Annotated in this window: 28 protein-coding genes; 17 read left to right on the top strand and 11 right to left on the bottom strand. The window is 64.1% G+C overall.

Annotation, left to right across the window (positions count from 1 at the left end; translation table 11 throughout):
• The first annotated feature begins 49 nt into the window (after positions 1 to 49).
• From acs to DVK01_RS08270, 6 genes are all read left to right on the top strand, one after another.
• Positions 50 to 2,044: an acetate--CoA ligase gene (gene acs / locus DVK01_RS08295; protein ID WP_121536315.1), complete on the top strand. Its 1,995-nt coding sequence runs from the start codon at positions 50 to 52 to the stop codon at positions 2,042 to 2,044.
• 45 nt (positions 2,045 to 2,089) lie between these two features.
• A complete protein-coding gene (locus DVK01_RS08290) occupies positions 2,090 to 2,524 on the top strand; it encodes a DUF4212 domain-containing protein (protein ID WP_101349196.1) in 435 nt (144 codons plus the stop codon).
• Positions 2,521 to 4,191, top strand: coding sequence for a cation acetate symporter (locus DVK01_RS08285; protein WP_101349195.1), 1,671 nt, complete (start codon positions 2,521 to 2,523; stop codon positions 4,189 to 4,191). Before DVK01_RS08290 ends, DVK01_RS08285 begins: the two co-directional genes overlap by 4 nt.
• Before the next feature lie 4 nt (positions 4,192 to 4,195).
• Positions 4,196 to 4,669 (top strand): universal stress protein, encoded by a 474-nt coding sequence (locus tag DVK01_RS08280; RefSeq protein ID WP_101349194.1) that lies wholly within the window; start codon positions 4,196 to 4,198, stop codon positions 4,667 to 4,669.
• 52 nt (positions 4,670 to 4,721) lie between these two features.
• Positions 4,722 to 4,937 carry a hypothetical protein gene (locus DVK01_RS08275; RefSeq protein WP_121511257.1) on the top strand — a complete coding sequence of 72 codons (216 nt, stop codon included), beginning with the start codon at positions 4,722 to 4,724 and terminating at the stop codon, positions 4,935 to 4,937.
• Positions 4,938 to 5,150: 213 nt separating this feature from the next.
• Positions 5,151 to 5,375: a hypothetical protein gene (locus tag DVK01_RS08270; RefSeq protein ID WP_232794514.1), complete on the top strand. Its 225-nt coding sequence runs from the start codon at positions 5,151 to 5,153 to the stop codon at positions 5,373 to 5,375.
• Positions 5,376 to 5,564: 189 nt separating this feature from the next.
• Here DVK01_RS08270 and DVK01_RS08265 read toward each other — a convergent pair whose 3' ends face one another.
• Together DVK01_RS08265 and DVK01_RS08260 are read right to left on the bottom strand one after the other, a co-directional pair.
• On the bottom strand, positions 5,565 to 6,431 hold the full coding sequence (locus DVK01_RS08265; RefSeq protein ID WP_101349191.1) for a CheF family chemotaxis protein: 867 nt from the start codon (positions 6,429 to 6,431) through the stop codon (positions 5,565 to 5,567).
• Positions 6,432 to 6,486: 55 nt separating this feature from the next.
• On the bottom strand, positions 6,487 to 7,299 hold the full coding sequence (locus tag DVK01_RS08260) for an undecaprenyl-diphosphate phosphatase (protein ID WP_101349190.1): 813 nt from the start codon (positions 7,297 to 7,299) through the stop codon (positions 6,487 to 6,489).
• An 89-nt stretch (positions 7,300 to 7,388) separates the two neighbouring features.
• On the opposite strand from DVK01_RS08260, the gene DVK01_RS08255 reads away from it, so the two are divergent.
• The 4 genes from DVK01_RS08255 (at position 7,389) to rnhB (ending at position 11,793) form a co-directional block, all read left to right on the top strand.
• Entirely contained in the window at positions 7,389 to 8,489 is a 1,101-nt protein-coding gene (locus tag DVK01_RS08255) for a mechanosensitive ion channel family protein (RefSeq protein WP_121536313.1), read from the top strand.
• 66 nt (positions 8,490 to 8,555) lie between these two features.
• Complete coding sequence (locus DVK01_RS08250) at positions 8,556 to 9,833, top strand: tRNA pseudouridine(54/55) synthase Pus10 (RefSeq protein WP_121511262.1); 1,278 nt, start codon at positions 8,556 to 8,558, stop codon at positions 9,831 to 9,833.
• 126 nt (positions 9,834 to 9,959) lie between these two features.
• Positions 9,960 to 11,117 (top strand): hypothetical protein, encoded by a 1,158-nt coding sequence (locus DVK01_RS08245; RefSeq protein ID WP_121536311.1) that lies wholly within the window; start codon positions 9,960 to 9,962, stop codon positions 11,115 to 11,117.
• 40 nt (positions 11,118 to 11,157) lie between these two features.
• A complete protein-coding gene (rnhB, locus tag DVK01_RS08240) occupies positions 11,158 to 11,793 on the top strand; it encodes a ribonuclease HII (protein ID WP_121536309.1) in 636 nt (211 codons plus the stop codon).
• Between the two features lie 489 nt (positions 11,794 to 12,282).
• On the opposite strand, the gene DVK01_RS08235 is transcribed toward rnhB, so the two are convergent.
• Both DVK01_RS08235 and secF read right to left on the bottom strand, forming a co-directional pair.
• Positions 12,283 to 13,839: a preprotein translocase subunit SecD gene (locus DVK01_RS08235; RefSeq protein ID WP_121511266.1), complete on the bottom strand. Its 1,557-nt coding sequence runs from the start codon at positions 13,837 to 13,839 to the stop codon at positions 12,283 to 12,285.
• Positions 13,836 to 14,699 carry a protein translocase subunit SecF gene (gene secF / locus DVK01_RS08230; RefSeq protein WP_101349184.1) on the bottom strand — a complete coding sequence of 288 codons (864 nt, stop codon included), beginning with the start codon at positions 14,697 to 14,699 and terminating at the stop codon, positions 13,836 to 13,838. The genes DVK01_RS08235 and secF overlap by 4 nt, the downstream gene beginning before the upstream one ends.
• 101 nt (positions 14,700 to 14,800) lie before the next feature.
• Here secF and DVK01_RS08225 point away from each other — a divergent pair, with 101 nt between their 5' ends.
• Complete coding sequence (locus DVK01_RS08225; RefSeq protein ID WP_121511267.1) at positions 14,801 to 15,115, top strand: hypothetical protein; 315 nt, start codon at positions 14,801 to 14,803, stop codon at positions 15,113 to 15,115.
• 26 nt (positions 15,116 to 15,141) lie between these two features.
• On the opposite strand, the gene DVK01_RS08220 is transcribed toward DVK01_RS08225, so the two are convergent.
• On the bottom strand, positions 15,142 to 15,609 hold the full coding sequence (locus DVK01_RS08220; protein ID WP_121536307.1) for a DUF5812 family protein: 468 nt from the start codon (positions 15,607 to 15,609) through the stop codon (positions 15,142 to 15,144).
• A gap of 96 nt (positions 15,610 to 15,705) precedes the next feature.
• A complete protein-coding gene (locus DVK01_RS08215; RefSeq protein WP_121511269.1) occupies positions 15,706 to 16,248 on the bottom strand; it encodes a hypothetical protein in 543 nt (180 codons plus the stop codon).
• 126 nt (positions 16,249 to 16,374) lie between these two features.
• Here DVK01_RS08215 and DVK01_RS08210 point away from each other — a divergent pair, with 126 nt between their 5' ends.
• Genes DVK01_RS08210 through DVK01_RS08200 form a run of 3 tightly spaced genes read left to right on the top strand, consistent with a single transcriptional unit; the run spans position 16,375 to position 19,054 of the window.
• Positions 16,375 to 17,685, top strand: coding sequence for a glucose-6-phosphate isomerase (locus DVK01_RS08210; RefSeq protein WP_121536305.1), 1,311 nt, complete (start codon positions 16,375 to 16,377; stop codon positions 17,683 to 17,685).
• A gap of 23 nt (positions 17,686 to 17,708) precedes the next feature.
• Complete coding sequence (locus DVK01_RS08205) at positions 17,709 to 18,851, top strand: CPBP family intramembrane glutamic endopeptidase (RefSeq protein ID WP_121536303.1); 1,143 nt, start codon at positions 17,709 to 17,711, stop codon at positions 18,849 to 18,851.
• 56 nt (positions 18,852 to 18,907) lie between these two features.
• Positions 18,908 to 19,054: a CopG family transcriptional regulator gene (locus DVK01_RS08200; protein WP_101349178.1), complete on the top strand. Its 147-nt coding sequence runs from the start codon at positions 18,908 to 18,910 to the stop codon at positions 19,052 to 19,054.
• On the opposite strand, the gene DVK01_RS08195 is transcribed toward DVK01_RS08200, so the two are convergent.
• The gene (locus DVK01_RS08195) at positions 19,051 to 19,509 is read right to left on the bottom strand and encodes an NOB1 family endonuclease (RefSeq protein ID WP_053966435.1); all 459 of its coding nucleotides are present in this window, start codon (positions 19,507 to 19,509) and stop codon (positions 19,051 to 19,053) included. The genes DVK01_RS08200 and DVK01_RS08195 overlap by 4 nt on opposite strands.
• Positions 19,510 to 19,749: a PRC-barrel domain-containing protein gene (locus DVK01_RS08190; protein ID WP_004518435.1), complete on the bottom strand. Its 240-nt coding sequence runs from the start codon at positions 19,747 to 19,749 to the stop codon at positions 19,510 to 19,512. It abuts the gene before it with no gap.
• A 191-nt stretch (positions 19,750 to 19,940) separates the two neighbouring features.
• Between DVK01_RS08190 and DVK01_RS08185 the strand changes: the two genes are divergently transcribed.
• The 3 genes from DVK01_RS08185 (at position 19,941) to DVK01_RS08175 (ending at position 22,641) form a co-directional block, all read left to right on the top strand.
• Positions 19,941 to 20,477 carry a plastocyanin/azurin family copper-binding protein gene (locus DVK01_RS08185; RefSeq protein ID WP_121536301.1) on the top strand — a complete coding sequence of 179 codons (537 nt, stop codon included), beginning with the start codon at positions 19,941 to 19,943 and terminating at the stop codon, positions 20,475 to 20,477.
• A 94-nt stretch (positions 20,478 to 20,571) separates the two neighbouring features.
• Positions 20,572 to 22,377 (top strand): translation initiation factor IF-2, encoded by a 1,806-nt coding sequence (gene infB, locus DVK01_RS08180; protein ID WP_101349176.1) that lies wholly within the window; start codon positions 20,572 to 20,574, stop codon positions 22,375 to 22,377.
• A gap of 69 nt (positions 22,378 to 22,446) precedes the next feature.
• Positions 22,447 to 22,641 carry a hypothetical protein gene (locus DVK01_RS08175; protein ID WP_053966438.1) on the top strand — a complete coding sequence of 65 codons (195 nt, stop codon included), beginning with the start codon at positions 22,447 to 22,449 and terminating at the stop codon, positions 22,639 to 22,641.
• A 39-nt stretch (positions 22,642 to 22,680) separates the two neighbouring features.
• Here the strand turns inward: DVK01_RS08175 and DVK01_RS08170 are convergent, their stop codons facing one another.
• From DVK01_RS08170 to DVK01_RS08160, 3 genes are all read right to left on the bottom strand, one after another.
• Complete coding sequence (locus DVK01_RS08170) at positions 22,681 to 23,034, bottom strand: DUF5811 family protein (protein WP_004518427.1); 354 nt, start codon at positions 23,032 to 23,034, stop codon at positions 22,681 to 22,683.
• Between the two features lie 81 nt (positions 23,035 to 23,115).
• On the bottom strand, positions 23,116 to 23,586 hold the full coding sequence (locus DVK01_RS08165; protein ID WP_121536299.1) for a pyruvoyl-dependent arginine decarboxylase: 471 nt from the start codon (positions 23,584 to 23,586) through the stop codon (positions 23,116 to 23,118).
• Between the two features lie 42 nt (positions 23,587 to 23,628).
• A complete protein-coding gene (locus tag DVK01_RS08160; protein ID WP_121536297.1) occupies positions 23,629 to 24,843 on the bottom strand; it encodes a PQQ-binding-like beta-propeller repeat protein in 1,215 nt (404 codons plus the stop codon).
• Between the last annotated feature and the right edge of the window lie 92 nt (positions 24,844 to 24,935).

Below are 24,935 nucleotides of genomic sequence, written 5' to 3'. Positions count from 1 at the left end.
AGTTAGACCCCCCGTTTATATGGCCGCTGTGAAATATCGATGATAGACCATGTCAGATGAAGATGTCCAACTCGAAGCACGGCTCGAAGAGCAGGAGGTTTTCGAGCCCCCGGAGTCGTTCGTCGAGCAGGCGAACGTCACGGACGAGGGTATCTACGACGAGTTCGAAGAGAACTGGCCGGAGTGCTGGGAGGGTGCCGCCGACCTTCTCGACTGGGAGGAGGAGTACGATCAGGTACTCGACGATTCGAACCCGCCGTTCTACGAGTGGTTCACGGACGGGACGCTAAACGCCTCGGCCAACTGCCTCGACCGCCATCTTGAGGAGCGCGGCGACGAGGCCGCTATCGAGTGGGTCGGTGAGCCGGTCGAAGAAGACAATATCACCTACACATACGAGGAACTCCATCAGAAGGTCAACGAGTTCGCGGCCGGTCTGCGTGAGATGGGTGTCGGCGAAGACGACGTCGTGACGATGTACATGCCGATGATTCCGCAGCTCCCCATCGCCATGCTGGCCTGTGCCCGCATCGGCGCGCCCCACTCCGTCGTATTCGCCGGCTTCTCTGCGGACGCGCTTGCGACGCGGATGAACTCCGCTGATTCTGAGTATCTTGTTACCTGCGACGGCTACTACCGCCGCGGCGACCCGCTCGATCACCTCGACAAGGCCAACGAGGGCCTGAGTGGCGTCGACCACGAGGTCGAACGCGCCATCGTCGCCGAGCGCCTGATGGACGGCGACGAGTTCGATCACGACTACGCGGACAACCAGGTCGCCTTCGAAGACGTCATCGCCGACAACGAGGGCGCGACTGTCGAGCCGGTCGACCGCGACGCCGAGGACATGCTCTTTCTCATGTACACCTCCGGGACGACCGGGAAGCCGAAAGGCGTCAAACACTCCACCGGCGGCTACCTCGCCTGGGCGGCCTGGACCTCGCAGGCGGTGCTCGATATCAAACCCGAAGACACGTACTTCTGCTCGGCCGACATCGGCTGGATTACCGGCCACTCCTACATCGTCTACGGCCCGCTCGCGCTCGGGACCACGACGATGATGTACGAGGGGACGCCGGACTACCCCGACAAGGACCGCCTCTGGGAGATCGTCGAGGAGTACGAGGCCGACCAGCTGTACACCGCACCGACGGCGATCCGCGCGTTCATGAAGTGGGGTAAGGAGTACCCCGAGAAACACGACCTCTCCAGCCTGCGCCTGCTGGGGACGGTCGGCGAGCCGATCAACCCCCGCGCCTGGAAGTGGTACTACAAGCACATCGGGGGCGAGGAGTGTCCCGTCGTCGACACCTGGTGGCAGACTGAAACCGGCGGCATGATGATAACGACGCTGCCGGGCGTCAAGGACATGAAACCCGGGTCAGCCGGCCCGCCGCTACCGGGCAACGATGTCCGCATCGTCGACACCGAGGGTGAAGAGGTCGAACCCGGCCGCGCCGGCTACCTGACAGTTAACAAGCCGTGGCCCGGGATGCTCCGGACGCTGTACAAGAACGACGAACGGTTCATCAGCGAGTACTGGGCGGAGTACTCTGACACCGACAGCGACGACTCCGACGACTGGGTGTACTTCCCCGAAGACGGCGCGAAAATCGACGAGGACGGCTACATCACCGTACTGGGACGGGTCGACGACGTCATCAACGTCTCCGGTCACCGGCTCGGGACGATGGAAATCGAGAGTGCCATCGTCGGCGTCGAAGGCGTCGCCGAGGCCGCTGTCGTCGGCGGCGACCACGATATCAAGGGCGAAGCGGTGTACGCCTATGTCATCACCGAGGACGGCTACGAAGAGACCGACGAACTCCGCAGTGCGATTATCGACGGTGTCGAAGACGCTATCGGGCCGATAGCTCGGCCGGAAGCAGTCATCTTCACGCCCGAGTTGCCGAAGACCCGCTCCGGGAAGATCATGCGCCGCCTACTAGAAGACATCGCGAACGGCGAGGAACTGGGCGATACGAGTACGCTGCGAAACCCTGACGTTGTCAGTGATATCGAAACCAAAGTCCAGGGTGACTGAGCCGTAGCGGCGAACAGCACCACGAATTCTCACCATTTCAAACCCATGTCAAGAGACACGCCTGCGGACCGAGAAGAGTCAATTATCCAACCGGACGGTGGTACAGAGCCCGCCCATGAGGACATCGACTACCTCGACAGGGAGGTGAACCTGTTACGGCCAAGCACACCGTTTATGCGCGACCATCTGAAGATCATCTGGAGCAGTTTCGTGCTCTGGGCGTTGGTCGTGTTCGGGCCGGTGACGCTGACCGCACTTGCGCCGGAGATGATGACCGTGCAGACGCCCCTGTTCGGCTTCCCGCTGCACTACTTCCTCGTCTCGTTCGGTGCGCCCACGGGCGCGCTGATCCTGGCGACGGTCTACACCCGTTACCGGGACCGGCTCGACCAGAAGTACGGCATCGACCCCGATGCCGTCGAGAGTACGGCTCCGGAGACCGGCGAGGCAGCGGCCACTGACGGAGGTGTCGAACAGTGACGGTCCCGCTACAGGCCGAAGCGCTCGACATCTCGTTCAAGCTCGTCCCGGCGATCATCGTCTTCCTGATGATGGCCTCGTTCCTCGTCATCGGCTACGTGTTCAAAGTGGCCGACACGGAGGGAATGTGGGTCGCGGGCCGCGGCATCGGCAACATCGAGAACGGGATGGCCATCGGTGCGAACTGGATGTCCGCCGCCTCGTATCTGGGACTCGCCGGACTAGTTGCGCTCTCTGGCTTCTACGGGCTGGCGTTCATCGTCGGCTGGACGACCGGATACTTCGTCCTGCTCATATTCCTGGCGGCACAGATGCGCCGGTTCGGGAAGTACACCGCGCCGGACTTCGTCGGCGACCGGTTCAATTCGCCAACCGCCCGCGCGCTAGCCGCGTTCACTACGCTACTCATCGCGTACGTCTACTCCGTTGGTCAGGCCCGCGGCATGGGGCTGGTCGGTCAGTACGTCTTCGGCCTCGACATCATCCCGATGATCGTCGTGATGATGACCATTACCGTCGGCTACCTCGCGCTCTCGGGAATGCTGGGCGCGACGAAGAACATGGCCGTCCAGTACACCATCCTCATCGTCGCGTTCCTTGCCGGCGTGTACGTCGTCGGCTTCTCGCAGGGGTACTCGACGATACTCCCGCAGATAGAGTACGGCGCGCTGATTGCCGACCTCGGTCGCGAGTTCTCCGCACCGTTCGTGAACCAGCCGTTCTACCTCTGGATCGCGACAGCGTTCTCGCTCATTGTTGGGACCTGTGGCCTCCCGCACGTCCTCGTCCGGTTCTACACGGTCAGGAGCGAGCGCGTCGCCCGCTGGTCCTGTGTGTGGGGGCTGTTCTTCATCCTCCTGCTCTACTGGGCGTCGCCCGCGATGGCAGCCTTCGGCGTCGACCTGTTCCAGACGACGACGGGCGCGAGCGCATACGCTGCTGAAGGCGGGATGTCTGGCGCTGAGGGTGACGTGATCGTCGTCCTCGCCGCGCAGTTCGCCGACCTCCCGACGTGGTTCGTCGGCCTCGTCGCGGCCGGTGCGATGGCCGCCGCCATTGCGACGACCGCCGGGCTGTTCATCACAGCCTCCTCTGCGGTCGCACACGACATCTACACCGAACTGATCAACCCTGACGCGACCCAGCGCCAGCAGGTGCTCATCGGTCGCGGAACGATCATCGGCATGGGCGCGCTGGTGACGGTGACCGCGTTCAACCCACCGGCGCTCATCGGCGAACTGGTCGCCTACGCGTTTTCACTCGCGGGCACCGTGCTGTTCCCGATGTTCTTCCTCGGCCTCTGGTGGGAGAACACGAACCGACAGGGTGCACTGGCCGGGATGGTGCTCGGCCTGCTCATCTGGATTACCTCGATCATCAACAGCGTCCTGCCGAGCTACATCGGCGCGCTCGAAGCGATTGCCGGCGAAGGTGGGGCACTCGTTCCGATATACGCCCAGTACGTCCCACCCATCGGCGCTGCGCTGATCGGGACGCCGCTCGTGTTCATCGTCACTATCGCCGTCTCGCTTGCGACGCCCGAACCGCCACTGGAGACGAAGAAGATGGTGCGACAGTGTCACAGCCCCGAACCAATGGGACAGCAGGAGACTGCCGCAGACGTCGTCGGCGACAACACCGGCGGCGGCACCCCCGCAGACGACTAAACCAATGTACGACAACATCCTCGTTCCGACGGACGGCAGCGAAACCGCGGAAAACGCGGTCGACCAAGCAGTCGACATCGCCTCGAAGTACGGCGCGACAGTCCATGCGCTGTACGTCGTCGACGTCGACGCGACCAGCTACTCGCTGGGGACAGAGCAGGTCGACCGTATCCGACAGGGGTACCTCGACGAGATGACCGAGGTGAAAGCCGACGCAGACGAAGCCACCGGCTACGTCCGCGACCGGGCCGCCGAACACGGCATCGAAGTCAAAGAACACGTTACCGCCGGCGAGCCAGCCCGCGCCATCCGGAAGTTCGTCGAGGACAACGACATCGACCTCGTCGTGATGGGGTCACACGGTCGCTCTGGCCTCAAGCGTGTCATTCTCGGTAGCGTCACGGAGAAGGTACTGCGCCGAACGCGGCTGCCGATACTGGTCGTCGACGTGCACGGTGACACGGACATCGAGGCGTGACTAGCATGGGACAGAGCCGACACCGACCGCCACGGACGACGCGAGGTCGCCGATGAGCGTCGTCGACACCCTTCGCGACCACGTACACGACCACAAGCGGGGGATGTTCGTCGACCTCGTGTTCGCTATCGCCTGGGTGACCGCCGTGAGCGTCATCTTCGACCTATTGTCGGCACCTCAGTGGGCGTACTACCTGACGCTTGCCGCCGGCGTGGTCGCGTACTACGGCTTCTTCTGGTCGCTTGAGATGGCGATGGAACAGCAGTAAGTCGCCCTCTGTTTGCGCGATGGCGATGGGTCCCCCAGCCGTTTCGCAGGACCACCTGAGAACCACACAGACGGCGACCGAGTCGCCGCGACACCCGTACTATCCAGGCACCCTTCTATGCTCAAGCCTGGCGAATTTCGGCCCTGCCGGTAGTAATAATACCATGTAGGTGCATTGACCTTTTCGATGGCAGCAGTCGCTGTGGAGTCAGCAATGATATACGAAAGTTCAACAGGAGAGTACTACAGTGGTCTCGACATCTGGATGCGCTTCGAATCGGGGTACTGGGAACCGCACGATTGGAGTCAAGCGACAGGACAGGAATGGGTACAGACCGAGGCAGGTGACATCCTCACTCTGACGCCAGTCCCGGAATCAGAGCTCCCCGACGGAGTATCGGTGACGGAAGCTGAGGATGTCGAGTACCTGCCCGAGTAACGGCGGCAAGACAGGAGCAGCCGCGAGGCCGTCTGAGCGGTCGGTGCTACAGCAATCCCCGCAGACGAACCGCCGTTCCGGGTCATACTGAGTGTGTCGTTCGTCGGTGCTGCCCTACCGCTCGGCTCGGGACTGGTTCGCGCACGAGTGGTATTCGAGAGCAGTCGTTTTGTGGCGCGTAGCGCCACACTACTTCTCACTCATCGCTTCACTCGCCATATTTCGCCCCTGCGCGTTCAACGCGACCTCGGTCCGAACCCGGACCTCGTCAACTGCACCGATATCGAGTAGTTTCTGATAGATTTCTTCGACCTCGTCAGGTGTCGTCCCGACGAAATCAGACATCTCAAACGGTGATACGCCGGAATACAGCGCCATCAGCACCTGACTCTCCATCTCCGAGAGTTCGTAATCGTCCTCGCGATCCTCGATAACGCGGGTAAAGAGTGTCTTCAGCGCCCGCGTATGGTGGTCCATCCCCGACATGTGGGTTTCGACGCTGCGGTCCTGGTCGTCAGTGTGTTCGACTTCGATGACCTCCCGCTCCTGACCCATCACCGTGCTGGTCCCGATTTCGATGGTACCGACGTCCTCGATTTCGAATGACATGCTCTTGCCGCCGGGGAACTGAAGTCGGATGATGTCGTCGTCCAGTTGAAACCGCGCCTTGCTCCACTCGGCGTCCTCCTGAACCACGCCGCCGACGACCGCTTGCTGTCGCGCGAGGATGACCTCGCCCTGTAAAGTCGCGCGGACGTACTCCGTCTCGAAGTCGGGTAGATTCGGCGTATCGACCAGCAGAACGTTGTTGCCGACCTCCAGTGCGGTCGCGCCGCCGGTCCCACCGTCAGGAACCAGATCGTCTGGGTTCGACGGGAGGGAGATGTTGGCGTGGGGAATCGGCTGTTTCGAGCCGTTCGTCGCCAGAATGAGCCGCTTGTTGGTGACGATGAGTCGACAGGAGCGCCACTGCGGGTCCGAGACCGGGTCGCCGTCACGGACGACGTACTGGAAGTCCCCCGACGTGTCGACTAGCTTGCGTTCGTCACCACTCATGGCCGCTGATATTAGAGATTTGACGCCGAAGGGTAAATAAGTTCCAGCACCGCTCTCACAGCGCGACGAGCAGGCCGCCGACGACGCCAAGACCACCAAACACCGTACAGACTGCCCAGAACGGGACCTGCCGCACCAGTCGGACTAGCGCGTCGACGGTGAGATAGCCGACGACAGCGCTGACGGCCAGGGCGACGACAGCCGGCAGCGGGTCGATTGCAGGGATGCCGTCGTCGACCAGCACCAGCGCGTTCGCGCCGAGCGCGGCCGGAATCGACAGCAGGAACGAGAGGCGAAGCGACGACTCGCCCTCGTGGCCCCGGAGCAACAGCGCGCTCACCGTCGTCCCCGACCGGGAGACGCCGGGGAGGATAGCCAGCCCCTGCAAGACCCCGACGAGGACGGCGTCGACCCAGTCGGGAACCGCCCGCTCGCCGAGCGACAGCGCGACGGCGAACCGCTGGAGCAGGCCCGTCAGCACGAGCAGGCCGCCGACCAGCGCCAGAAAGAGCCCGCCTTCAAGATTTGAGACAGCCGCGTCGAGCACCAGATACGCCGGGAGGCCGGTGACGGCGGTCGCCGCCGTGGCGACGACGAGAAACGAGAGGTCGGCCGTCTCGTCGGCGAACGGGCGACGGGAGAGCCGTCGAATCGAACGGAGGATGGTTCGGACCTCAGTGCGGTAGTAGGCCGCGGCCGCAACCGCCGTCCCGGCGTGGAGAAAGAGCGCGAGGCGGGTCGAAGCGGCGGGCGAGACGCCCGTGACCACCGTCGAGGCGAGTGCGACGCCGCCCTCGCTGGAGACCGGAATCCACTCAAGCACCCCTTGCAGCAGACCCAGCAGAATAGCGACGAGAATCGGGTTCATACCCACGGAGCGGACGCCGCGGGACAAAGGCCGTTCGGTTCAGGGCGTCGACGTGGCAGTATATATAGCTCCGATGTCCAATCGGAGGTATGCAACTGGGAAGCGGTGCGGTGGACCTGCTGTCGGGGCTGCCGGCCTGGCAGGGGTTTCTGCTACTCGTCGGCGGCGGGGTCGTCCTCGCGCTGAGCATTCGCGTGGTCGGCGACCGACTGCTCAGACAGGTCACGCTCCGCATCGAGGGCGATGTCGACGACATCGTCTTCCGTGGAATTCACACTGCGATGTACGTCACGGTCGGTCTCGGTGGCGCGTACGCCGGGGCACAGATTTACGACGTACGCCCGGCCGTCGCTGTCTCACTGGGAGCCGGCACACTCTCGCTGGTCGTCATCGTCTGGATGGTGACGCTGCTGCGCATCGGCCGCCAGGCGTCCGCCATCGCGACGGACTCGGCGTATATCGACCGCCAGATGGTCCCCATCCTCCAGAACATCTGGAGCGCGGTCGTCTCCGGCGGGGGCATCCTGCTCTTGCTGGTCCTCTGGGACATCGACGTCACACCGCTATTGGCCTCGGCGGGGATTATGGGTATCATCGTCGGCCTGGCGGCCCGGGATACGCTGGCGAACTTCTTTGGCTCGCTGTCGCTGTATCTCGATGGAACGTACGCAGTTGGCGACTTCGTTGTCCTCGAAAGTGGTGAACGCGGCCGCGTCGAGGATATCTCCGTCCGTTCGACGGTCATCCGCACCCGCGACGACATCCTCGTCACTGTCCCGAACTCGAAGCTCAACAACGCCGCCATCGTCAACGAGTCGACGCCGCGGCGCAAGCGCCGGATTCGGGTCCCCGTCGGCGTCGCCTACGGGACGGACATCGACCGGGTCGAAGGAATCCTCCTAGAATTAGCCGAAGCCGAGGCCCTCGTACAGGACCGACCGAACCCGCGAGTCCGGTTCCGGGAGTTCGGGGACTCCGCGTTAAACTTCGAACTGCTGTGCTGGGTCGGCAACCCGGCCCTGACGGCCAGGGCGACACACGAACTCAACAGCGCGATATACAAGCGGTTCCAGGCCGAGGGCGTCGAAATCCCGTTCCCCCAGCGGTCCGTCTCGATTTCCACGGCGGACGGCGGCGACCGCTTCGACCGAGCGCCGGAGGGGACGGAGGACGGCGTGGCCGGCGAGTGAGGCCGACCCGCCTGGGCGACGGAGAGGTCGAAACGCAGTTACGATGGCGACGCGTCGGCTCAGGCAATGAGCATACTTGAGGACGCCCGTGCGGCGCTTGCGACCGGGCCGCTATGTGATTCCTGTCTCGGCCGGCTCTTCGCCGACCGGAGCTTCGGGCTGGCTAACGCCGAGCGAGGCCACGCCCTGCGGGTGACGGTCGCGCTCGCGGACGACGACCCCTTCGAGGAAGGCGAGGACTGCTGGGTCTGTGAAGGCGAGTGCGACCGCTTCGACTGGTGGGCCGAGCAGGCCGCAAGCGCCGTCCGCGGCTACGAGTTCGACACCTATCAGGTCGGGACGAAGGTGCCGCCGCTGCTCGAAGAGAACGACGAACTGCTCCGAGAGGACGTGGGCCTCGACCCCGACGCCGGCGAAGCGCTGAAGACCGAACTCAACCGCGAGGTCGGCAAACGAATCGGTGACCTGACCGGCGCGGAGGTGGAGTTTGGCCGCCCAGCGGTCCAGCTCACACTCGACCTCGCAACGGACGAAGTGGAGACACACGTCAACTCGGCGTTTGTCTACGGCCGCTACCGCAAGCTCGAACGCGACATTCCACAGACGAAGTGGCCCTGCAACGACTGCAACGGGACCGGGCTGTGGCAGGGCGAGCCTTGCGACGGCTGTGGCGGTAGCGGGTATCGCTACGACGAGAGCGTCGAACAGTTGTCCGCCCCTGTCGTCCGCGAGGCGATGGATGGCGAGGAAGCCGTGTTCCACGGTGCCGGTCGGGAAGACGTCGACGCGCTGATGCTCGACTCCGGCCGCCCGTTCGTCATCGAGGTGATGGAGCCCCGAAAACGCGACGTGGACACCGACGACCTCGAAGCCGACATCAACGCCTTCGCCGACGGGAAAGTCGAGGTGACGGACCTCCACCTGGCGACCCACGAGATGGTCGAGCGCGTCAAGGAACTGGACGCCTCGAAGACCTACCGGATGGACGTGGAGTTCGGGGAGCCGGTCGACGCCGACGCTCTGCGGGACGCGCTTGCCGAACTGGACGGCACCACGATTGAGCAGGAGACACCCCAGCGGGTCACCCACCGCCGGGCCGACATCACCCGGACGCGGACGGTGTACGACGCCGAGGGCGAACTGACCGACGAGCGCCACGCCGAACTCCGCATCCACGGCGAGGGCGGCCTGTACGTGAAGGAACTCGTCTCCAGCGACGAGGGCCGCACGGAGCCGAGCCTGGCCGGCCTGCTCGGCACCGACGCCGTAGTGACGGCGCTCGACGTAATCGACGTGCAGGGCGAGGACGAGCCGTTCGCGACAGCTGAGTACCTCAAGGAGTAGCAGCCTGCTACTGGCAGCGCCGTCGTACCGGCGTCACAGTAGGAGGTCACTATAGACGAAACGGTCGTGAACTGTCGCTCTATTTTATTCGGCCCCGGATATATCAACGGTGCTGCGGGAGACACCATGACACGAAAGCAGACCACGTTTTCACGACGAGCGGTGTTACGCCACGGGACAGTCGCGGCCGGCGTGCTGGGATTGACAGTGGGCACAGCGAGCGCGGCGACGACGGTGTCCGGGGGCGGCGACGCGCTCCAGTCGGCCATCGACGCCGCGAGCGACGGCGAGACGCTGACAGTCGTCGACTCGGCGGTGTACGACCCCGTCACCGTCGACGCCGAGGTCACAATCGAGGCGAACGCGAGTCCGACAATCGAGGGCGACGGCGGGATCGGCGCGGCGGTGGGCATCGAGTCGGACGGCGTCACCCTCGACGGGTTCACCGTCACGAATCCGGGTGGATTGCTCGGCGTGAAAGTCGAGCGCGGATACGACGACGCGACTATCAGCAACAACACAATCGAAAACGTCGGTCCGACCGGTCGCCTCGGCGTGACCGGCGTCGTCGTCGGCCAGGGCGACCATGCGGGTATCGAAATCGTGAACAACACGATTCAGAACCTGGACCAGGAGACCACCGAGGACTCGGGGTTCCCGACAGTCAACGGGATACTCTTCGACGCCGACAACAGCGGCCCCGGCACTGTGAGCGACACGACGGTCAACAACAACACGATTCGGGACATCGAGAGCGACATCGCGCCGCTCGGCATCGTCGTCCAGCACGAAACCGACGGCGTCGACATCAACAACAACGAGATACGAGATCTCGTGGCCGCGGACGATACCGACTCCGACCCGTCCGACGACGTGGACTTCGGCTTCACGTTCGCACAGGGTATCAACATCGCGTCGCCCGCGACGAGCGAGACGACTCTCGCCCACAACATCATCGAGGACGTCACGAGCGCGGAGACGATTCTCCCGGAAGCAATCAAAGTCGACGGCGACGGCGGTGGCCTGACCGTCCGGGCGAACCAGTTGCTGGTCGCGGTCGGGCTGAACAACCGGAACGGGACTGACAACGGGAATCGCGACCCGTCGAGCGACCCACAGGTCGACGCGAAGAACAACTACTGGGGGAGTCCCGAGGGGCCAGAAGAAGCCGATTTCAACCAAGACGCGGACGACGACGACCGGAGCGACGTCGTCGGCAACGTCGCCTTCGAACCGTTCCTCCGGAACCCCCCGGGCGAGAAGGGACGCGGCCCCAACAACTAGGACCGGAACCTGTTTTTACACCGGCATCGACGTGCCAGCCATGCAATTTGGCGTCGACGAGGCCGGCAAAGGGCCGGTTCTGGGGTCGATGTTCGCCGCTGCTGTCAGGGCCGACCCAGCAGTCCTACCCGATGGTGTTGGTGACTCGAAAGACATCAGACCGGAGCGACGCGAACGGTTAGCCGAGGAAATCCGCGAGTTGGCAGACGCTGTCGGCGTCGCCGAGATTCCGGTCGAACGCATCGACGCCGACGGGACGGACATGAACACGCTGACCGTCGACGCGCAGGCGGCGGCGCTCTCGTCGGTGGCCCGTGACGGCCTGTCGGGCACGGTCGACGCCGGCGACACCGACGCGACGCGGTTCGGCCACCGGGTCGCGGAGGCGGTCGACGCCGACGTAACCGTGCGGGCAGAACACGGGGCCGACGAGACGGACCCGGTGGTCGGCGCGGCCTCGATTATTGCGAAGGTGGCCCGTGACACACACGTCGCGGACCTGGCCGGTGAGTACGGCGACGTGGGGTCGGGCTACCCCAGCGACCCGACGACGCGAGCGTTCCTGGCGGACTACGTCGAGCGCCACGGCGAGCTACCGGCGTGTGCTCGTCGGTCGTGGTCGACGTGTGACGACGTGCTGGCCGCGGCGGAACAGGCGTCGCTGGGCGAGTTCTGAATACCGAAAATCCCCGCAGACGCGGCTTGGAGTCGGACGGGAGCTGTTTTCCACAGCCCGTACGGCCCTTCCAGCACGTGTCCGACTGTAGCCGGACTTGCACCGGCCTCGCCCTCTCGGGCTTTACCCGGGCTCGCACCGGGTTTTGTCGATGTGCTGGATTCCCGAACGCCACTTACGTGACATCCGGTAGTTGGCCTTCGCACCGGTCCGGCCGGCCGGGCCGGCGGTGGGCTGTTTCGGTTCTCCTTCGGAGCGTTCACCTCGGAGTCGTTTGACGGACCGCTCGGTTGTTGCCCCCAACGCGTCCCGTTCCGTCCTGTGTGGACAGTCTGAGACCCGTCGTCCGATTGCTCCCCGCATCTGGCGGGATATATCCATTAAACCTGCTGAATAATAAGTCAATCTAAAAGAATTTGATATTCTCCCACATGAAAATAGTCGGCACCGGACTACTGGAGACGGGGCATAAAAACGGGCCGCGGGCGGTCAGTCCTCGTCCAGCACGAGACTCCGGAGGATATCACCGTAGGCCGGCCGTGTCACCAGAACCCCGACCAGCACGCCGACGATTGTGATGATGGCGAACCCGGAGAGGTCACCCAGAGAGAGGACCATCAGCGGACTCATGGCGACGATGGTCGTCGCTGCGGCCGCGCCGATGACCCAGAACGCCTTGCGGAAGCGACTCTGGAACACGCGTCCGGTCTCGACTTTCCCCTGTTGAAGTATCTCGTCGGCGATGATAATGAGGTCGTCCACCCCCGTGCCGATGACCGCGATGAACCCGGCCAGATGCGAGAGGTTCAGCGGATACTGGACGAAGGCGACGAACCCGAGGAGGATGAACACCTCCGACAGCGCCGTGACGATCATCGGCAGGGCGACCTCGGGACGCCCGTACCGGAGATACACTACCAGACTCACCGCGATGACGGCGAGAATGCCCGTCAGGAGGGAGCGCTGCTGGAACTCCTGAGCGAGCGCAGACGAGAGCGTCTGGCTTTCGGCGTTGTCGAAGTTGAGCGGAGCCGGCAGCCGACCGGCCTTCAGCGCGAGTTCCAGCTCGGTCGCCTCGGACATGTTGCTGGTCTGCATAATGAACTGCGGGTTGTTGACGAACTCACCGTTCTGGTAGGACTGGCCAAGTCCCGGGTCGACGCCGCCGACGAACACCGGTTCGCCGTTCAGCGTCGTCACCAGACAGTCTGCCTGCGAGTTCTGGAGGTTATCGTGGTCGTAATCCGAGCGACGGCAGGTCGACCCGCTACCGAAGCCGGCCTCGACCATGTCGTTCGCGTAGCGCTCGGCCACGCTCTGTTTGACCGTTACGGGAACGTGCGTTCCCTGCGTCTCGGTTCGCTGTGCCGACCCGATACCGGCGAAGTCACCCTGTGAGAGGACCTGCTCGCGGACGTAGGAGCCGTTCTCGGTGTTGTCGTGGACGGCGTACACGCGGACGACGCCACGTTCCTCCAGCAGACCGATGAGTTCCTCGCGCCCCCTGTCCGGGGCGGTGACGCTAATGAAGCTCCGACCGCCCGGCGAACTGACTTGCTGCACGGAGCCTCCTGTTAACGCTGATTCGCGTAGTTTGTCGTCGATGACCGATACCATATTTTCCCGGGTCTCTCGTGTCACGCCGGGCCGCACCTCGTCCGGTTGGTACCCTTCTGCTTCGAGTGCAGACTCGACCTCCGAGGTGGTGACATCGTTCGAGAACACCTCGACGGTTTCGGTCCGATTCGAGACGCGCACGTCTATTGGATCAAGACCCAACCGGTCCGACATAGATTGGGCAAGATCAGCTTCGTCCGCGGGCGCAACGTCAACACCTTCCGCAGTGGTACCGACGATTGGTGCCTGGATGCGTGTGCCGCCACTCAACTGGATGCCGTACTGGAGGTTCGTCGATTGGTCGGCGGCCCCGGCCCCTTCAGTATCCGAGGTCCCTGGCGGAACGCCGGGGACGAACAGCGCAATGGCGCTGAGTAGCAACAGCGTGACCAGCGCAACGACGCGCCAGTTTTCCTTGAGTGTGCTCATCGTTTGACCCCCTCGTACTTGTACCAGCGAAGCAACGTGACGTTGAGCATGTAGGTGTTCATCAGGTCAGCAGCCAGTCCCACGACGAGAACGAACCCGATAGAGGCCATCAGTTCGATACCGAATAGCGTCGCCGAAATCGCCATCACCGCCATCGCCGCCATCGACGTCAGTGTCATCGTCACACCGGTCCGCATCGCGCGGTATGTCGACTCGTAGAACCCGCCGGACCGCCGGAGGACGTGGTTGTTCAACAGGATATCTGAGTCGACGCTGTAACCGATGAGCATCAGTAGCGCGGCGACAGTTCCCAGAGAAAGCTTGATTCCCAGCAGGTTCATCACCGCGAGCGGGATGACAAGGTCGGAAAACGCCGACAGGACAACCGCAATGCTCGGCACGATCGACCGGAACATCGCAAAAACGAGCAGACTCATTCCGAGGAAAGCGACACCGATGCCGACGACCGCGAGCCGCTGGTTCTCCTGACCGAATATCGGCGAGGTTGTTCCGCTACCGAGGAACTCCATCTGGTCGCTCGACCGCGCGGTTTCCTCGATAGGCTCCAGATTCGACGAATCGAACGTGATAATGTAGCGGTTCTCACCCTCAACCTGTTGGACAGAAACCACGGGCTCGTCGAACGTATTGTCCCTGAGTTCCGCCTGTGAGAGAGACGACTCGACGGTGAGTTCCGAACCGCCCGTGAAGTCGATGCTCGGAGAGACCGGCGCACCGGTGACCAGATACCAGCCACCGAGCACCGCAAGTGCCAGACCGAGCACCACCAGCGGAACCGCCACCAGTTGGCGGTTCGAGTACTGGGTGTAATCGACTTCCGGGACCTCGAACTCGAACATGACCGAACGATGTGAGACGGGCGCGAATAAGCCTTCTCAATCACTGCCGCTGACATCCGACATGGCCGTACATCTATGACAGTCTGTCACGTATATCCGGTATGTCAGAGCGCGCCATCAGGGTCAAACTCTCGTATCCAGCAGACCTCAGCGGGTGGGGTCGCGACAAGATCGACGGGTCGCCGTTCCGTGCGTACCTTCGGAAGACACACGACAGCGCCGAACCGGGCGACGTGTGGACGGAGTTCGTCGGCGTCGGCTGCTGTGGCGACACGCTAGACTTCCCGCTTCGGGTCGAATCCGTCGACGGCGGCACAGCGGTGACCGAAGACACCGAGTTCGTGTACACCGAGCGCGAGGCGTGTGGTGTTGCCGGCGGCTGGCAAGTCCAGAGCGCTGCCGGACCGACCGAATAAGGAGTGCGAGCGGGTGAGAGAACGCGTCAGTCCGGGAGGTAGCGCACGCTGACAACGCCGTCAGTCGTTCGGATTTCGACGCGGTCGACGCCGAGTCTGGCCGCTCGTGAGAGGGTGGCTTCGTCCTCGACGACATCTGCCGCAGCCTCGGCTGTCTCGTCGTCCGGGACCGTCAGAACGTGTACCTCACCCTCTCCGGCGCGCTCGACCGTGGTTAGCTCGCCGGGGGCCTGTTCGGCCGCGATTTCGGTCGTCTGCGCCGTGGGCGCGAGGTCGACCGTCTCCACAGGAATTGTTCGCCGCTCTTCGACTTCGGTAAGGGTGTACGTGACTTCCATCGGCGGCTCCGGTTCGACTGTCCCCTCTACTACCTCGCCGGTCTCAACGCCGGGGTTGTCCGACAGTGTCAGTACTTGCGAGTCTGCGACGTTCCGAAGCGTCGCCGACGCGTCGTCAGCGTTTGTGACAAGAAATGTCCCTTCGATTGCTGTCATAGATTCAGATTCGTGACGGGCGTTCTTGCCCGTTTCGACCCGGGGACGGACTGTCGTGTCATCTCGGGAGGAGCGGGCGACTGTAGGCCTACAGCACTACTTCAACAGCCGATGAGTCAGATAGAGTACCAGCGTCGCAAGCAGCGGCGGGACGACGCCGGCAGTCGGCGGTAGCGAGTAGAAGAAGCCGACGACAGCGCTCTGTGTCGGCTCGCGAAGCGCCGCCGGAGCCGAGGTCAACAGCGCGAGGTATATCGACCCGATGAACAGGAACGCCGAAACGGCGAGTGCGCGGTCGTAGGCGACCGATGACTCCGTTCGTCGGTGGCGGCGCGCGACAGAGAGCACCGGAGCCAGCAGCGGCGCGACCAGCAACAGCCCGACGAACAGGAAAAAGCTCCGGGAAAAAGTGAACGTCCCGCCGCGGACGCTCCCGGTTTCGGCGAGTTGCGTTATCAGTCCAAAGGAGAACACGAGCGTAATCGCCACGGACAGTAACAGTGCGACCGGAACGTACGCTTTGAACAGCAGCGAGTCGCTGGCACGGAACGCGTACGGGAACGCCCCGGGGAGCCCGTTGTACGGTTCGGGCCGGTCGTCGTCGGCTGTGACGGACTGCTCTGCCGTCGCATCTGTCATATCTGTTTGTTAGGCGAGCGCGTGGTTAAGCGCGGTGTTGTCCGACAGGCGGTGACTGTGGACCCGCGTCAGCTGCCTGCCATACTGTCCGGGAGTTGTTTGTACCCGCCCGTCGACATCCACAGTATGCATGTCGATATCGGAGCCGCGCTTGCCAGTGCCGCCGACCCGGGCGTCGAGCGAGCGACGCTAGAGGAGCTGGACGAGCGGGTGGCCGCGGCCCACGAGCGAATCGAGCAGGGGCGAACCGACGACGAGTTCGGCTACGCGTCGCTGAACCTCCCCGAAGCGACCGACGCCGAGGCCATCCGCGATGCCGTCGCACCGGTCGCCGACGCCGACTCTGTCATCACTGTCGGCATCGGTGGCTCAGCGCTAGGGGCGAAAACAATCACGGAGGCGCTAGCCGAGGACCCGGACAGCCACGTCGTGCTGGACAACGTCGACCCGGAGCACGTTCGGCGGACGCTTGACGGACTTTCGCTTGCCGACACCGCGATCAACGTCGTTTCACGGTCGGGGACGACGGCGGAGACGCTGGCGAACTTCCTCGTTGTCCGCGAGGCCTACGAGGACCACGGTGTCGACTGGACCGACCGAATCGTCGTCACGACGGGTGAGTCCGGCCCGCTACGGTCGCTGGCCGAGCAACACGACCTGCCGACGCTGCCGGTTCCCAAGGGCGTTCCGGGCCGCTTCAGCGCGCTCTCGGCGGTCGGGCTCGTCCCGCCAGCCATCCTCGGTATCGACATCGAGGGGCTGCTTTCCGGCGGTCAAAAGGCGGCTGACGATCTCGCGCCGTCGTTGTATGACTCGCCGGCATACGCCTACGGCGCGATGGCTTACGCACTCGAAGAAGAAGGTGCGATAGTCAACGCTGTTATGCCCTACGCCGAACGGCTGGAGTCCTTCGGCGAGTGGTTCGCACAGCTCTGGGCTGAGAGTCTCGGCAAGGACGGGCGGGGCCAGACGCCGGCACGGGCGCTTGGCGCGACCGACCAGCACTCCCAGCTCCAGCTGTACCGCGCCGGCCACCGCGACAAGGTCGTCACGTTCGTCCGACCGCGCGAGCGCGCCGACGTGGCGATTCCCGACCCGGACCACGAGGACCTGTCGTATCTCGCTGGAACCGACCTCGGCGGCCTCATCGACGCCGAGTACGAGGCGACGGTGGCGAGTCTGCCGGCGGCTGACCGGCCGGCGCTGGAAGTAGAGATCGACCGCCTCGACGCCGAGAGCGTCGGGGAGCTGCTGTACGCGATGGAGGCGGCCTGCGTCCTCGTCGGCGAACTCGCGGACGTGGAGACGTTCACCCAGCCGGCCGTCGAGTGGGGCAAAAACGCCACGCGGGCGCTCATCCGCGGCGAGACGACGGACGAGACGGCGGTCATCGACGAGCGCGAACGCCTGCGGATCGGCGAAACGGAGTCCCTTTAGGCCGGCGCAACGGACTGCCGGTAATGGACGACACTGCCGCGAACTGGGGTGTGCTCGCTGCTGGCCTCGGTCTCGTCGTACTCGTCGCCACAGAAACCGGCGTGGTCGGCTGGATGACACCAGCGACGGCTATCGGCCCAGTTACCGCCCGACAGGTCGCCGCCGCCGGCTTCGTCGTCGCCGCCCTCGTCTTCTCACTTGTCCGCCACGGCGCACTCGGCCGCAGACAGGCCGGTCTGGGCGCGACAGGCGCAAGCATCGTCGCAACCCTCGCGACGCTCATCGCGTTCTTCGGGCCAGAATTCCGTACTGGCGTCGAGGCGACTGTCGGACTCGCGGTCTATTTTTCGGTGCTGGCCGGCAGCCTCACAGTCGCACTGGGCTGGGCGCTGTCGACCGGCGTGCCGAACGACCGGCTGTACACGGTCGCCAGAGCGCTCTCGGTCGCAACGGGAATCGGACTGGCCGGCTTCCTCGTGGGCACAGTGTTCGCCCAGTTCGTCGTTCTCGGGGCCGCGGCGGGAGGGTTAGTCAGCGCCGCAGCACTAGAAGGCGGGACGGTCACCGGACCCACGTACATCACGCTCACTATCGGCATCGGCGTCGGCTTCGTTGGTTTCGGGGCGGCCGTTGCCAGCCGGCTGGACCGAACCTGGGCCGACCTTGACCTCCGTCGCCCCGGTCTCCACGACATCGGCTACAGCGTCGGCGGCGTCGTCGTCCTTATGCTCGCGCTGTTTGGCTTCAGTTACCTCATTCAGGCGCTCGGGCTGGAAGCCGCTCGGAGCAGCGTCGAAGAGCTGGCCCGCGAAGACCCGTCGTTCCTGCTCGTGATGGTCCCGCTGGCGTTTCTCACCATCGCGCCAAGTGAGGAGTTTATTTACCGAAACCTCATCCAGAAGTACCTCTACGACGATTTCGGCGACCTACAGGCGATTATACTCACCAGTGCTGTGTTCGGCGTCGTTCACTTCGGACAGTACAGTACTGGGACGCCGACACAGACCGTCCTCTCGTTGCTGTTGGTGTTCGTCCTGTCGACACTGCTGGGCCTGAGCTACCTCAAGACCGAGAACCTGCTCGTGCCCGTCTTTATTCACGGGGCGTTCAACGCTATCCAGTTCCTCACATTGTACATCGAGATTACAGGAAATCCGGCAATCTGAGCCGTCTGACTGCTGTCTGACGGGTGTTTATGCGACATACCGTTGTAGGCGATGGCATGGCTCGGCGGTTCACCGTCGTCTGTGATGACGACCAAGCGCGGATTATCGAAACGCTTGCGCGACGCTACAGCATCACAGAGGAGGAAGTCCTTTCACAGTTGGTTGCGCTCGGACTCGAAGCCCGAGACGAACAGACCGTCTAAGCCGGGTTCTTCCGCGATAGCGAGCTACCGCAGATGGGACAGCGGTCGCGATTCTCGTCGAACTCACGGCCGCAGCCGGCACACTGGAACAGCCATTCCCGCTGTTCGGAGATCCCTTCACGGGCGATGACTTCGACTGCCACGTCGAGTTTCTCCGCGACGTTTTGCATCGCGTAATCGTCGGTGACGAGTCGGCTGTCGAGTTCGAACGCGGCCGCAATCAGTCGGATATCGGTCTCCGAGAGCTCCGCCAGATCACCGGTCTCACCGGCGGCGCGCTCGATGCGCTCGACGGTGTTGTCCTCGGGAATGTGAAGGTGCATCCCCGAGCCTTCGAGGGCGTCGAAGCGATAGGCAGCCTCGTCTTCCAGTTCCTCTCTGACGAGCGGAATCGTCGCTATCTGCTCGTCGGTGTGGTACTCGTTGATAAATGCCGAGGAATCGAGAACGTACATCTACCGTTTGACAATCATGTGGTCTTTCACCGCCTTGACCCGCTCAACCGGGACAAGCAGGCGGCCCTGGTCACTGTACTCGAAATTCGTGTTGCGGAGCGACTCCGCGGGGTCGATGACGAGGTTGTGTAGCGCGCCCGAGGAGAAGTCCATCGTGATGTTGTAGAGACTGCCGATTTCCGCGCCGTCAGTCCCCATCACGTCTTTGCCCGACAGGTTTTCCGCAAGTATCGCGGCCATATCCCCATGTTCCGAACGAGGTTACATAAACGCCACGGGGATGTCCGAGGGGAGAGCAGGGTACCGGAACGGTTGCCGAGGGCTGACGCGTCGGCGGCTGACGGAGTCACTGAGAAACACCGGCGGAAACGGAGGTCACAACAGTCACAGCAGGCAGCAGCCCTAAGCGACAGGCACCCACACAAGTACGCATGGACCAGAGCAGGCGTCAGTTTCTCGGCGCGGTCACAGCCGTCGTCACCGGGACTATCGCGGGCTGCAGTGGTGGCGACAGCGGTGAGCCGTCCCCGACAGAGACAGCCACCGCTACGCAAGTACCGACCCGTACTGCGACGACGACATCGGCCGATTCGGTTACGACACCAACGGAGACCGCCACTCCAACCGAAACACAGACCGAGACACCGACAGCCACACCGACGGAAACGCCGATAGACGCCGATCAAGAAGTCGCCGTCGCGCCGGGCGATTTTGTCTTCGAGCCCGTGTCCTTCGAGGTCCCAGTCGGAAGCACCGTGCTGTGGATGTGGGAGGGCAGCGGCCACAACGTCAAACCGACCGCGACGCCGGAAGAGAGCGACTGGTCCGGGACGCCCGGAGACGACGGAAAGACGTACAGTTCGGGCTACGAGTACGCCTACACTTTCGCGGTTCCCGGCGAGTACGAGTACCACTGTGTCCCACACCAGAGCATCGGCATGACGGGGTCGTTCACTATAACCGAGTGACGCCCGCTTAGCCCGACGTTCGGTCGCGCGCGTTTGATGACGACGAACTTAACTGCCACCGACGACTCGGTTCTGACAACTTCTGGAGCCATCTATGTCTGACACGGACCCCACCACAGCCACCGACGACACCCTGCGGACGCCCATCGTCGCCGTTCTGGGCCACGTCGACCACGGGAAAACGAGCCTGCTCGACAAAATCCGGGGGTCGGCCGTCACCGCCGGCGAATCGGGCGCGATCACACAGCACATCGGCGCGACCGCCGTCCCGCTGAACGTGATTTCCGAAATCGCCGGCGATCTGGTCGACCCGACGGACTTCGACCTGCCCGGCCTGCTGTTCATCGACACGCCGGGCCACCACTCCTTCTCGACGCTTCGCTCCCGTGGTGGCGCACTCGCCGACATCGCCATCCTCGTCGTGGACGTCAACGACGGCTTCCAGCCACAGACGCTGGAGGCCATCGATATCCTCAAGCGAACCCAGACGCCGTTCATCGTCGCCGCGAACAAGATCGACACCGTCCCCGGCTGGAACCCCAACGAGGGCAAGCCGGTCCAGCAGACGATGGACGCCCAGTCCGACCGCGTCCAGTCCGACCTCAACGAGAAATTGTACGAGATTATCGGCGAACTCTCGGACAACGGCTTCTCCGCAGATATGTACTGGCGCGTCCAGAACTTTCAGGCCAACATCGGCGTCGTGCCGGTGTCGGCTGAAACCAGCGAGGGCATCCCCGACCTGCTGACGGTGATGATGGGGCTGTCCCAGCGGTACATGAAAGAGGAGATGGAAATCGACACTACCGGCCCCGGTGTCGGGACTGTCCTCGAAGTGAAAGACACCCAGGGCTTTGGAACGACGCTCGACGCCATCATCTACGACGGGACCATCCGCAACGACGACACCATCGTCGTCGGCGGACTGCAGGGGCCAATCGTCACCGACGTACGCGCCCTGCTCCGTCCGCGACCGCTCGAAGAAATCCGGACCGAACAGGAGTTCGAACAGGTCGAGCAGGTCGCGGCCGCCGACGGCGTCAAGATCGCCGCACCGGACCTCGACGACGCGATGGCCGGCGCGCCGATCCGCGTCATCCGCGACCGCGACCGCAGCGAGGTCATCGCCGAGGTGGAGCAGGAACTCGCCGAGATTGAGGTGACAACACAGGAGGAGGGCGTCGTTATCAAGGCCGACACGCTGGGCTCGCTGGAGGCCCTCTCCAGCACGCTCGAAGAGGAGGAGATTCCGGTCATGCGCGCCGAGGTCGGCGCGGTGGCACCGCGGGACGTGCGGGTCGCCGAGACAGCCGGCGAACCGACGAACCAGGCGATTCTGGCGTTCAGCGTCGAGGTGCTTGATGACGCGCGGGACCTCGCCGAACAGGAGGACGTGGAACTGTTCGAGGACGACGTCATCTACCAGCTCGTCGAGTCCTACGACGACCACGTTACTGCCATCGAGGAGGCCCAGCAAGAGCAGATTCTGGACAACATCACCCGTCCCGCGAAGTTCCGGATTCTGCAGGACCACACCTTCCGCCAGTCCGACCCCGCTGTCGTCGGCGTCGAGATCCTCTCGGGTGAACTCCGCCGGAACGTCAACGTCGTCAGGTGGGACGACGGCGAGCCGAACCGCGTCGGGACCCTCAAGACGATTCAAGACGAGGGCGAAGACGTCGACTCGGCCCGCGCCGGCGAGCGCATGGCCGTCTCGATTCAGGGGCCGACCGTCGGCCGCCAGATAGAGGAAGGCGACGACCTCTGGGTCGAAATCCCGGAGAAGCACGCGAAGATTCTCGAACAGGAACTCAAGGAAGACATCTCTGTCGACGAGCGCGAGGCGCTGTCGATGTATCTGGAGAAACACCGGAACCGCGACCCCTTCTGGGGGAAGTAGACGATACTCAGTGCGCTTTTGCGCGAGTAATAATATTTAATTAGGAGGCGTGTCTCTGTACAGACACGAATGCCTGGGTCCCCGTCGATGCCCGACCTCGTGCTTGCCAGCATCGCCCTCTCGATGCTGCTGGCGTCGCTCGGCGCAGTCGTCACCTCGATCAGCTTCGTGACGGCGCTGAGTGCCGGCAGTCTCCCGGCGACCGGCTCCATCGGCTATGCGCTGTTTTACAATCCGCCAGTCGCCAGCGGCGGTCGCGCCTGACGGTCTGCTCGCGGCGCGTCGAAGAGAACTGAAGCGGCGCTACTGTGCCGTCGGCGACGTGTCGTCGCCCATCACTTGCTTTACCTGCAGTGCGGCGGAGGCGGCGATACCCTGGGCCAGGTCGTCGCGCTCGGCGTCGGAGATGCTCGCGCTCTCTGGGTCCTCGGGCGTGTAGTCGGCGCTGACGACCGATCCGACCGGGGGCTGGACCGCAATTGTGGCCCGCGGCCCCGTCGTGCTGTTGCTGATTTCCGAACCGACGACGAACTCGCCGGGCAGGAGTTCGCGGGTCCGGGCGGCGACGCTCGAGAGGTCCCGTCGGAGTTCCTCGCGCTGTTCCGCGGTCAGCGTTACTTCTTCCGTTTCCCCACCAAACGACGTATTGCCGTACATGAACGTTCTCTGTCCCTATGCGGGGGAAGACTAAAAACCCAGGGTCCGGCACAGGGCTGTCCGGGTCCGGTCGCGGGCGGCTCACACGACCGGGTGGCTCTCGCCGTAGGTGGCGAGGACGACGGCGCTTGCGTACTCGGTGTCCGACGACGCCGACTCGACGTACACGTTCTCCTCGACGAACTCCCAGTCACGGAGGTCCCGACCGGCGGCCAGCCCCTCGCGGATTTCCGTCCGGACCGCGTCCTCGCTGGCCCCGTCGACCTCGTAGAAGATGCCCGGGCCGTCCTCGCTCCGGGCCCAGCCGACGCCCGCCGCCCCGCGCTCGCCCGGCGACGCGGTCGCCGAGGACTGGACGACCTCTAGCGCCTCGCCGGGCGGCCCCAGGTCCGGTGCCGTCCCCGTCACTTCGATGGTCGGTTCGGACGGGATGACAGAGGACAGCGAGACGAGGTTGTAGTTGTGGACGCCCGCATCTGCGAGTGCCGCGTCGTACGCGGCCAGCGCGGTCGGGCCGGTCGCAGTCCCCCACACGACCCGGATGGTGCTCATAGCCGACTGTCGACGGTCCGCGGGGTAAGGGGTTTCGCTTCGCTACGTCGGGACGAGGCGGTAACACATCCCCGGCCGGTCCGGGTCGCCCTCGACGGCACGCTCCGCGTAGTAGATGCCATCAGCGGTCACCAGCGGCGCACTCGTCACGTGGCCGCGGTTGTCCGTGGTCCAGGCCACTGCACCCGAGTCCTGCTCCAGTGCGTACAGTCGGCCGTCGTAGGACCCGACGAGCACGTGGTTCCGGGTGGCGACGGTGCTCCCGATAATCCAGCCGCCGGTGTCGTAGCGCCACTGCTCCTCGCCGCTGTCGAGGTCGATTGCGTACACCCGATCGTCGTGACTGCCGACGTAGACGGTGCCGTCGTCGACCGCCGGCGCACACATCACGTCGGCGTCGGCCTCGAAGGTCCACAGTTCCGAGCCGTCGGTCACGTCGATGGCGGTGACGGTCTCGGCCCACGATGGTACGATAGCGGTCCCGTCAGCGACCGCGATAGGGGCTTTCACATCGCCGCCAGTGTTGTACCGCCAGATCCGTTCGAGGGCCGGAAACGACCAGGCGTAACAATAGCCGTCGTTCGATCCAAACAACAGGCGGCCGTGTTCGCGGTCCAGCGCTACCGTCGAGTGGGGGTGGTCGGTCGGCCGACTGTCTCGCCACTGCACATCACCGGTCGCGGCGTTGACAGCGACAACGCTGCCGCTCGGGGCGGCGTGTTCGACGGCGACGTACAGCGATCCGTTGTAGTAGGTCGGACTCGCACCGATAGCGTCGCCCAGTTCTGTCCGCCAGCGCCGCTTTCCGGTTTCGAGGTCCAGCGCCGACAGCGCGCCGTCGTAGGCCCCGATGTAGACGGTATCGTTGGCGATGGCCGGCGTGCCGTGGCTCCCGCGCGTTGCCTGCGTAATCGTCGTCGACCACTGGACCTCGCCGTCCGGCGCGATGGCCCGCACGCGGCCGGTGTCGTCTGCCAGAATCAGGTCGCCGGTCGGTGCCGGCGCGGGACTTCCCTTTGCCGCGGTGTGGTCCCCGCGATTGGCCGGCAGTTCCCAGGCCCGCTCGACAGCGTCCGGAATCGACGCGTCCTGATACCCCTGGTTCAGGAGTCCCTGCCGGAACTGCGTGGCGGCGCGTTCGTCCAGGGCCGTCGACGCGAGCGGATTGAACTGTGACTGGCACCCCGCAATCGACCCGGCCGTCGTCGCCGCGAGCGTCCCCAGAAACGCCCGTCGCGTCCGTGCGCGCTCTGTCACGGACACCGATACCGGGCGGGGTGGCTTAAATCGCGTGGGAGCAAGGGCTGGTGGAGTGGGAGCACGAGCAGCGCAAGCAGGTCCAGCGAGAG

This window comes from Haloarcula sp. Atlit-120R (genome assembly GCF_003665885.1).
GTDB classification, from domain to species: domain Archaea; phylum Halobacteriota; class Halobacteria; order Halobacteriales; family Haloarculaceae; genus Haloarcula; species Haloarcula taiwanensis.
Note: the sequence above shows the minus strand (reverse complement) of the source record. Positions and strands in the feature narration are given on the sequence as shown.

Coding starts and splice junctions, on each gene's coding strand:
- acs (WP_121536315.1), top strand. CDS start 50: ATGTCAGATGAAGATGTCCAACTCGAAGCACGGCTCGAAGAGCAGGAG.
- DVK01_RS08290 (WP_101349196.1), top strand. CDS start 2,090: ATGTCAAGAGACACGCCTGCGGACCGAGAAGAGTCAATTATCCAACCG.
- DVK01_RS08280 (WP_101349194.1), top strand. CDS start 4,196: ATGTACGACAACATCCTCGTTCCGACGGACGGCAGCGAAACCGCGGAA.
- DVK01_RS08275 (WP_121511257.1), top strand. CDS start 4,722: ATGAGCGTCGTCGACACCCTTCGCGACCACGTACACGACCACAAGCGG.
- DVK01_RS08270 (WP_232794514.1), top strand. CDS start 5,151: ATGATATACGAAAGTTCAACAGGAGAGTACTACAGTGGTCTCGACATC.
- DVK01_RS08265 (WP_101349191.1), bottom strand. CDS start 6,431: ATGAGTGGTGACGAACGCAAGCTAGTCGACACGTCGGGGGACTTCCAG.
- DVK01_RS08260 (WP_101349190.1), bottom strand. CDS start 7,299: ATGAACCCGATTCTCGTCGCTATTCTGCTGGGTCTGCTGCAAGGGGTG.
- DVK01_RS08255 (WP_121536313.1), top strand. CDS start 7,389: ATGCAACTGGGAAGCGGTGCGGTGGACCTGCTGTCGGGGCTGCCGGCC.
- DVK01_RS08250 (WP_121511262.1), top strand. CDS start 8,556: ATGAGCATACTTGAGGACGCCCGTGCGGCGCTTGCGACCGGGCCGCTA.
- DVK01_RS08245 (WP_121536311.1), top strand. CDS start 9,960: ATGACACGAAAGCAGACCACGTTTTCACGACGAGCGGTGTTACGCCAC.
- rnhB (WP_121536309.1), top strand. CDS start 11,158: ATGCAATTTGGCGTCGACGAGGCCGGCAAAGGGCCGGTTCTGGGGTCG.
- DVK01_RS08235 (WP_121511266.1), bottom strand. CDS start 13,839: ATGAGCACACTCAAGGAAAACTGGCGCGTCGTTGCGCTGGTCACGCTG.
- secF (WP_101349184.1), bottom strand. CDS start 14,699: ATGTTCGAGTTCGAGGTCCCGGAAGTCGATTACACCCAGTACTCGAAC.
- DVK01_RS08225 (WP_121511267.1), top strand. CDS start 14,801: ATGTCAGAGCGCGCCATCAGGGTCAAACTCTCGTATCCAGCAGACCTC.
- DVK01_RS08220 (WP_121536307.1), bottom strand. CDS start 15,609: ATGACAGCAATCGAAGGGACATTTCTTGTCACAAACGCTGACGACGCG.
- DVK01_RS08215 (WP_121511269.1), bottom strand. CDS start 16,248: ATGACAGATGCGACGGCAGAGCAGTCCGTCACAGCCGACGACGACCGG.
- DVK01_RS08210 (WP_121536305.1), top strand. CDS start 16,375: ATGCATGTCGATATCGGAGCCGCGCTTGCCAGTGCCGCCGACCCGGGC.
- DVK01_RS08205 (WP_121536303.1), top strand. CDS start 17,709: ATGGACGACACTGCCGCGAACTGGGGTGTGCTCGCTGCTGGCCTCGGT.
- DVK01_RS08200 (WP_101349178.1), top strand. CDS start 18,908: ATGGCTCGGCGGTTCACCGTCGTCTGTGATGACGACCAAGCGCGGATT.
- DVK01_RS08195 (WP_053966435.1), bottom strand. CDS start 19,509: ATGTACGTTCTCGATTCCTCGGCATTTATCAACGAGTACCACACCGAC.
- DVK01_RS08190 (WP_004518435.1), bottom strand. CDS start 19,749: ATGGCCGCGATACTTGCGGAAAACCTGTCGGGCAAAGACGTGATGGGG.
- DVK01_RS08185 (WP_121536301.1), top strand. CDS start 19,941: ATGGACCAGAGCAGGCGTCAGTTTCTCGGCGCGGTCACAGCCGTCGTC.
- infB (WP_101349176.1), top strand. CDS start 20,572: ATGTCTGACACGGACCCCACCACAGCCACCGACGACACCCTGCGGACG.
- DVK01_RS08175 (WP_053966438.1), top strand. CDS start 22,447: ATGCCTGGGTCCCCGTCGATGCCCGACCTCGTGCTTGCCAGCATCGCC.
- DVK01_RS08170 (WP_004518427.1), bottom strand. CDS start 23,034: ATGTACGGCAATACGTCGTTTGGTGGGGAAACGGAAGAAGTAACGCTG.
- DVK01_RS08165 (WP_121536299.1), bottom strand. CDS start 23,586: ATGAGCACCATCCGGGTCGTGTGGGGGACTGCGACCGGCCCGACCGCG.